The 6,206-nt window shown below is 48.5% G+C and carries 6 protein-coding genes and 1 pseudogene; 6 read left to right on the forward strand and 1 reads right to left on the reverse strand.

From position 1 onward, the window contains the following. On the reverse strand, positions 1–467 hold a 467-nt coding region (locus HRU21_08385), incomplete at its 3' end, for a hypothetical protein (protein NRA42306.1). Positions 468–797: 330 nt separating this feature from the next. Here HRU21_08385 and HRU21_08390 point away from each other — a divergent pair. The 6 genes and pseudogenes from HRU21_08390 (at position 798) to HRU21_08415 (ending at position 5,326) form a co-directional block, all read left to right on the forward strand. After that, a complete protein-coding gene (locus HRU21_08390) occupies positions 798–1,292 on the forward strand; it encodes a damage-inducible protein DinB (GenBank protein NRA42307.1) in 495 nt (164 codons plus the stop codon). Next, the gene (locus tag HRU21_08395) at positions 1,293–1,760 is read left to right on the forward strand and encodes a GNAT family N-acetyltransferase (GenBank protein ID NRA42308.1); all 468 of its coding nucleotides are present in this window, start codon (positions 1,293–1,295) and stop codon (positions 1,758–1,760) included. Between the two features lie 399 nt (positions 1,761–2,159). Further along, positions 2,160–3,230: a hypothetical protein gene (locus tag HRU21_08400; protein NRA42309.1), complete on the forward strand. Its 1,071-nt coding sequence runs from the start codon at positions 2,160–2,162 to the stop codon at positions 3,228–3,230. Positions 3,231–3,661: 431 nt separating this feature from the next. Further along, positions 3,662–3,922, forward strand: a pseudogene (locus HRU21_08405) (GNAT family N-acetyltransferase). Positions 3,923–3,970: 48 nt separating this feature from the next. Continuing rightward, positions 3,971–4,375 (forward strand): NUDIX domain-containing protein, encoded by a 405-nt coding sequence (locus tag HRU21_08410; protein NRA42310.1) that lies wholly within the window; start codon positions 3,971–3,973, stop codon positions 4,373–4,375. A gap of 558 nt (positions 4,376–4,933) precedes the next feature. Next, positions 4,934–5,326: a hypothetical protein gene (locus HRU21_08415; protein ID NRA42311.1), complete on the forward strand. Its 393-nt coding sequence runs from the start codon at positions 4,934–4,936 to the stop codon at positions 5,324–5,326. The last annotated feature ends 880 nt before the right edge of the window (positions 5,327–6,206 follow it).

Genomic DNA, 6,206 nt, shown 5'->3' on the forward strand with positions numbered 1-6,206 from the left:
AGTGCATCCAACTGTTGCAACAACACGGTGTGGTCGATGTTCTCGTAGTAGCCCTTGACGTCGGAGCGAAAGACAAACTGATGGTGCGGCAGTTTAGCGCGCAACCAACGCAGCGCCCCCTTCAGGCCACCTTGGCCTTTTACGTGAGTACAGCGCGGCGAGACCGGCAAGGCTGGGCCCAGTACCATTGCCATCGCTTTCTGTACCAGGGCATCTTCGGCACACCACAGGTGGATGGGCTTGCCGTTGGCACTCAGCAGCCTCTGCTGCGGTCTGAATTGATAGTTGCCGCTGCGCAGTTGCGCAATGAGTGAGGGGCGACGACTCTGCCAATGAAAACGCAGATGCCAAATATCGGCATTAGCGGGGTAGCGACTGCGCTGGTTGCAGAGCCAGGCAAAGGCTGCATTGATGGTGGCATCATCGGCGATAGCGTCAAGCAGGGGTGATGCGAGCTGTCTATTCATAGGGCGTTGCAAGCGCACAGAAGGCTCCGAGTTGAATCTTATAACAGCGTAGACCCGTTTGCCCGCAGAGACAGTTTGCAGGCTTGAGTGCCCGCTGACTGCAACGATAGATATCCGATTTTATACCTCTGTCCCCAGATCGATATGATCTATGAGACTATAAAGTCAGCGATAAAAGAAGATTGATCAACGTCCGCTTCTGGCCCCAAAGCTGTCTCCAGCGTGGGTGATAGATTTGAAGCCAACTCCGCCCATATATCCACCGCAAATCAAGATTAAAGGTAAACTGGTCGAAGAATGCTGTTGCTAGATAAGCACTAGGAGTGCTGCATGCTGCGTCAAATGTTCAACTATAAGAGATGGGCAGATCAGCGAACGCTAGACGCTGTCGAGTCCATCGACCAGAAAAAGCACCCTGAAGCTTATGCCTTCGCCCTTCAACAGATAAATCACATCGTAATTGTTGAAGAGCTGTTCAAAAGTAGATTGACCAGTGATGCTCCTCCTCATCCAAGTACCAATACAGATGTTGTTCCGGTCTTCAGAGAACTAAACTTGAGACTGAAGCTGTCAGCCAAATGGTATGAGCACTACGTTTCACACCTTGGAAGCCTAGAAGAAGAGATTCCATTCGTATTCGCTGACGGCAAGCGCGGCATGTTGAGAGTGGAGGAGATACTTTTCCATATTGTGAACCATAGTTCTTATCACCGTGGGAGCATCGCGCGTGCACTCGACCTGGCGCACGTACCGCACCCGATTGACGGATACGGTATTTTTATCCATGAAACAGAGCCACATCGACGAGATTCGCGTGGAAGTTAGATGAAGCTCCGGAAATTCAACTTATCAGACGCGGAAAGAGTTGCGGATCTTGTTGGAGACTACGAGGTCTCGCGGTGGACATCCAACATCCCATATCCTTACACCGTTCAAGATGCTATTCAGTGGATAGCTATGGAAGATTCAGCACTTGATCGAACACCTTGGGCAGTAGAGTTGGATGGAAAGGTTGTAGCTTGTGTCTCTTACTGGTCAATCGGTGCCGGCCAGACAGAGATAGGATATTGGGTTGGTAGGAAATATTGGGGAAAGGGCATCTGCACGCAAGCACTCAAGATGATGCTGGCTCACGACGCGTTTCCCAAGGGCGATATTGTGATAGCGAAAGTTATGACTGAAAACGTTGGGTCTCAGCGTGTACTAACCAAGAACGACTTTGTATGTATTGGAGAGAAGAACATCCAGTGTCGCGGTTCGGAGGTCTCATCTCTGCTCTATGAGAGGCGTTAGGCTTGGTCGTCCGCTTCTGGCCCATTAGCCGTACCTAAATCACGAGACTTGCCTATGCATAATTACCTCGTCAATACCTACCAGTGTTGAATGTCTATGAGCGCAATTTGCTTGGCTAGATACTCCTTTCCGATTCACGCTGCGCTTTTCCCAATTGCCACCGTAGGTAGCAATGTCGGAGTTTGCGACTGCCCCTTTCCCGGGTCGGGGCGGCCTATGAGAGCCGACAACTTGAGTACTGCATATGCTGTGGCCCGTAGGTCACCTGGTAGAGCATTGGGCAACTGTATTAGGGAGTAAAAAGTGTATTGCTCTAGTCATCTATATATAGGTCTCTGCGCATTGTTGCTCACGCTTAGCTCCGGTGCGAGTGTCTCTCAGACTCTTGGGAGCCATTTTTTGGTAAACGAGGTATATCTAACCGGGGCAGACCATGAAATTGAGGCTGTAATACAGAGGGTTGGGGACTTAAGCGGGCCTGTATTTGTGAGCCAGGAATTCGTAGATGCGCGGAGTGTGGCTGTAAGCGAGAGCGCTTCTCCGTACTCAAAGTTTCAGGTTCATTTCGGTGATCAAAAAGTACCTCTTTCGGCAATGAAGTCCGGTGGTCGCATTGGGGTCGAGATGCGCACGGTCGACAAAGACCTCATCATTATTGAACGTAGGGGTCGTGATGACTTCGATTATTCGATGTTTCGATTGATCAATGGACAGCTACTTCACGAAGATCACCCAGAGTTTTCCCGCGCAGGCGGTGATGCTGAGCAGTTGGCTGATATTCGTGACAATCAAGACACACTAGCTGCGGGCACCGATTACGAAATGTCTCTGCAAGAATTGCTTGGAGTGAGGCTCGACAGGGCAAAAGTCTTGACTAGATTCTATTCGGATATGCTTACAGGCGTGCTGGTAGCCGGTGTGGTCGACGGGAAAAAGGTGGTTGCCTCTGTTCTATGGCGAAAGGAAAACAATACTCAGATAACAGCAGTCGCTGAGTTAAGAGAGTACGCTGAGAAAACCACTGTAACAGCCAAGTTCTTGGACGCGAAGGGGTCTGCTGCAATTTTCTTACGCAAACGCCCGTTTGCACGCGTTACTACTGAAATCGTGAATCAGAACCTCGATCTCCTTTGGACTCAGACGGGCAGGTCTGTTGAATCCAATCCTCCCTCAATCAGTGCCGCGTGCAGCGAAAGCTATGCAGTACTAGTAAATCAATATAAAAAAGACAGAAGCACAGGGAAGGTTGTTCTCAACTTGCTGAATAAGTACGGCAGGGTCGATGATTCATTAATGATACAAGTTATAGATCAAGGGTTTGCGACAGAACACTGGATAGCCCAAGCAAGTGACAACCAACTTTATGTGTATGCAAACTTTCGAAAAAAGGAGAGAGTGCTCGGTAGTGAAGGGCTGGTTTACTTCCGGAGTGGTTATAAGATTCTTGGCGTAAACCTAGTGTGTGATTAAGTTATTTCTGGGAATGCGATCGCTTTGATTTGGGATTGCAGATTGCACACGGCGACTCTTAACAAGTGAATATTGAAAGGAGTTCTGGCGCGACTCGCTGGTATTCGCATTAACGTTTTTTTGCGTCACTCAGTTCGAATGCGTTTTTTGAATCCGCTGCAGCAATGTCCGCTCCTGGCCCCCGAGCTGCCGCTTTGGCTGTGGTAACTTGTAGGCAGTCAACGTCCACAAAGCTGCCGCTCGCAATGAAAAGGATTTTCGTTGCTTACTAACAATAGCCCACTAACTATCATATAAGCAGGAGAAAGGACTGTGTCCCAAGCTGAAATCAAGCGGCCCTTGTTTGTCTGGGTCATTTTCCTGTTTACGATGTTCTCCGCTGCCTTCATGGCGATTGGTTCCTATTTCGCTTTCAGCTCTAAAAGGATGCCGTAGTTGAACTACAGCAACTCGCGGTCGCAACGGCTCATCAGTACCGAGGAATTGGACGGCAACTAATTCAGCATTCTCTCGTTCAGCTAAGAAAACAACGCAATGAACACGCAGCAAGGCTCAAGAGAATCCTTGTTAGCACTAAATTGAACAATCATGCGCAGCGTCTCTACAAAGAAACATTGGGTGCTGAGGTAGAGGCGTCGCTTAGCGACCTGTACTCAGGGGACGAGGTTTTTATGGTTGCTAGAAGTGTTTAAAACATAACGAGCACAAGTAATAGGCGCGTTAACTGGTAAAGGTACGGTATGGGTTTCGAGGACAAATTTAGGTTGAGTAGTCATGCAGTCATCACAAACGAGAATGACGAAATCCTTTTGCTAAAAGCAAATTATGGTAGTTTTGGCTGGGGCCTCCCCGGAGGCGCACTTGAGCCTGGCGAAACAATTCACGAAGCACTAGATCGCGAATGCGTTGAAGAACTCGGTTGCAAAGTAGAAATTAGCTACTTAAGCGGGGTTTATTATCATAGTGCCTACAGTTCACAGGCTTTTATTTTTCGCTGTGCTTTACCACCTGGTGCGAGCATAAAGTTAAGTAATGAACACACTGAATACAAATATTTGCCAATACGCGAACTTTCGAAAGTGCAGCAGCAGCGTGTCAATGACTGCTTGGCATTCGAAGGCAAGGTATTCAGTGCCAAGTTTTAAACTATCACATAACGAGGCAATGCAGTCGGAAAAACCAGTCGCTGCGCCCCGGGTTTTCCGCTGATTGCTGCGTTATGTGCCTTGGCGTGCGACTAACCTTCCTCCTAATTTTTGTGCTAAACACAGGCCGTTGTAGCCTTACGAATACCGAACCATTTGTTGATGCCCGAGAAGATGAGACCGGTTCGCTAATCTTCAGTGATATACCTCTAAATTAGGCTAACTTTAAAGATAGTGCAGGTTATCGGATTGCCAGTGAATTCGGAGGAAGACGTCCTGAGGGAGGATTCGAAGGTTGGAATGACTTCTGGATCAATAGGGTTTCTGCGCTGCGAGATGGTATAGAAAAATATAAGAAATATGGCTGCCTGAACTTGAGTGCGGAACATAACAAGCACCGGCTGTATGCCGAAAAGGACCCGGGCGCAAAAACGCAGCGCGGTAGGCGGTAGCGAGTGTCCGCTTCTGGCCCCAAAGCGGCACCTGAGTTGAACCTTATTCTTCGCGCCCGACTGTCTCGAAATTCCTCTTTCCTGCTAAAAATGTTTAAGGCTATCTATGTACGTTTTCGTTTATGCGGCATTAATACTCGCAGTTGGTGTTGGGAATAAGGTCATTCTGTTTTTTTCCGGGGAGTACGATCCCAGGATGTTGGCGTTCGACTTTCCAATCATAGCATTGACCTACTGTGGGTTAATTGCGGTTTGGGGGCGGGCCAGGGGGCGATTGTATTTCACGCAAAAATTTTGGAAATTCTACCTTCTAGCGCTCGTCATGAGTATCGTGCTGGTGCCAATGTTCGATGTAAATGTAGCCTCTATGATCGAGCAATTCGGGCGAGTAAAAGCACTGCTGTTCTACTCAGTGACCATTGTCATTATGATTCCGTATTACTTCGGACTTTATTCATATATCGCAAGTGATGCGTGGCAAGAGAAAAGAGTTGGATGAGCGCCAGCTGATCAATAGATTTGAAATGGTCATAATTCTGGCGATTCAGTGGGCCGGTATCCCGAAGTGCCGTTTATGGCCCCTTAGCTGACTGGCAGATTGCACGGGACGCTACGACTCTCACGTCGCAGGCGACAGCTCCTTTGCTATAGTTCATCAACTGGAAGTTATCTGTCTGATTGCGGAGATATCAACAATGACAAGGAAGCAGCACCTCGGCTTTGCCCTTAGTTTTTTGGTGTTCTGCGTTGGCGCCTCACTCATCATATATCCCATGGGCGCATTTGACTTTGGGCCGCAGTCATTTGTAGTTCTTGGAGTTGCTTACGCCATCTGCGGCGTTCTCCTTTACCGATACTTTCGAGAGCACCCCGAGGCTTTCGATTCGGATCAGCGTCTGACACCAGCAGCCGAGCTTACCTACCCGCTCGTAGCAACCTCGATGCTTGGTTTCCTAGTAAATCGATTGTTATCGAACGGTTCCACAATGGACTTTCTGATACCTGCCGTACTGTGCTTCGTTTGTATCTGGGCAGCATTCTTCACTAGTCGATCAAACTTTAGAAAAGCAATGCTTGAGAGGGAGCTTGAGAGCGAACGCTGAATCCGCAACATGCTCGGTCTCGATCGCTCGGCCACTCTTATTCATCCATGCTTTGGTTTGTACCCGGCGGCAGCTATTGGCCCCAAAGCGGACATTCGACTATCAGTGATAAATGTCCCCTTTGAGGTGGAAGGGGACATGTCCGCTTTCGCCTAATTACGGCCATTTTGCTATCTTTTTGTTAACGTCCGCGGTAGTCCACAAACACAGTCAACGAAAAGAGTTTTGTTCGCCTTTGCATTGCGTCCACAAGTATGATTTTTCGTGGCAGGAGTA

This window comes from Pseudomonadales bacterium (assembly GCA_013215025.1).
In the GTDB taxonomy this organism is placed as follows: domain Bacteria; phylum Pseudomonadota; class Gammaproteobacteria; order Pseudomonadales; family DT-91; genus DT-91.